This window comes from Bacillus sp. SD075 (assembly GCF_017355165.1).
Classification (GTDB): Bacteria; Bacillota; Bacilli; order Bacillales; family DSM-1321; genus Peribacillus.
Window position 1 is genome coordinate 1 of record NZ_JADILK010000109.1, and the last position, 1,247, is coordinate 1,247.

General features: G+C 34.6%; 2 protein-coding genes. Both read left to right on the forward strand.

The window, feature by feature from the left end; genetic code table 11:
- Positions 1–77: 77 nt before the first annotated feature.
- Positions 78–695 (forward strand): NUDIX hydrolase, encoded by a 618-nt coding sequence (locus IOC57_RS25465; protein WP_207441364.1) that lies wholly within the window; start codon positions 78–80, stop codon positions 693–695.
- A gap of 168 nt (positions 696–863) precedes the next feature.
- Positions 864–1,229 carry a nuclear transport factor 2 family protein gene (locus tag IOC57_RS25470; RefSeq protein WP_207441365.1) on the forward strand — a complete coding sequence of 122 codons (366 nt, stop codon included), beginning with the start codon at positions 864–866 and terminating at the stop codon, positions 1,227–1,229.
- Positions 1,230–1,247: the final 18 nt, after the last annotated feature.

Below are 1,247 nucleotides of genomic sequence, written 5' to 3' on the forward strand. Positions count from 1 at the left end.
GTTAGCTGAATAGGTTAGTATTAACTCCAAATGATTTATGGTAATATTTAGGTATTGTTGAATTGGTGGTGAAATAAATGGATCCTAAATGGCTTGAATGGGCGAAACGACTCCAATCCATTGCACAGGTGGGATTAACTTATTCGAAAGATGTATATGACTTGGAAAGATTTGAATTGGTAAGAAATATAAGCGTTGAAATATTATCGCATCAAACAGATATGAACAAGACAGTAATAAAAGATCTGTTTGCCAATGAAACTGGTTATGCGACTCCTAAAGTAGATATTAGGTCAGTTGTCTTTAGAGATAATAAGATTTTAATGGTTAGAGAAAACACTGATGGAGATTGGTCTTTACCAGGAGGTTGGGGCGACATAGGATTAACTCCCAGTGAAGTTGCAGTCATAGAAGTAAAGGAAGAATCAGGGTTTGATGTTAAAGCAATTAAATTGTTAGGTGTCCTTGATAAGAAGTGTCATCCACACCCTCCTTCACTTTATCACGTTTATAAAATGTTTATCCTATGTGAAATAATTGGTGGACAACCTAAAGAAGGAATAGAAACGAGTGCAGTTGAGTTTTTTGCTGAAAATGAACTACCATCATTATCAATAGCTAGAAATACAGAATCACAAATTGAATTGGCTTTTAAACATTTACATAATCCACAAGAACCTGTCTATTTTGATTGATTTTTCAAATGGGAGTGTCTCCAGTTAGGGAACTAACGGGTGCGTTAGCTGAAGATCAGAGCTGTCTTTAAGGCAGCTTTTCCTTTATGCAACTAACCGGGCAGGTAGCTTAAAGAGGAAAAAGCGAGTATTCGGTATTATTTTTATAATGGATAAGGGGAGTGGGAAATGGAAAGTAAATCTTCGTTAAAAGAACATTTACGTCAACTGGAAGAGAAGTTGTTAAAGCCAGAAATTCGTACATCACAAAAAGAGCTTAATAATTTACTTGCAGTCAATTTTTTCGAATTTGGAAGTTCTGGTAAAGTCTTGTACAAAGATGAGGGGATTGGTGAAGAAGGAATAGGTGAGGTAAAGATGACATTGAGTGATTTTGAAATACATCCATTGTCTGAAGAAATAGTGTTAACTACTTACCGAATATTTAACGAAGTAAAAAAACAACATTCATTGCGAAGTTCAATTTGGAAATTTAGAGATGGAAGATGGAAAATGTTTTTTCACCAAGGTACAAAAACAACTTCTTCGCTTTAGTTTCTTAATGAACTAACA

Bases quoted from the DNA above. Each gene is read 5' to 3' on its own strand.
- IOC57_RS25470 (WP_207441365.1), top strand. From the start codon at position 864: ATGGAAAGTAAATCTTCGTTAAAAGAACATTTACGTCAACTGGAAGAG.
- IOC57_RS25465 (WP_207441364.1), top strand. From the start codon at position 78: ATGGATCCTAAATGGCTTGAATGGGCGAAACGACTCCAATCCATTGCA.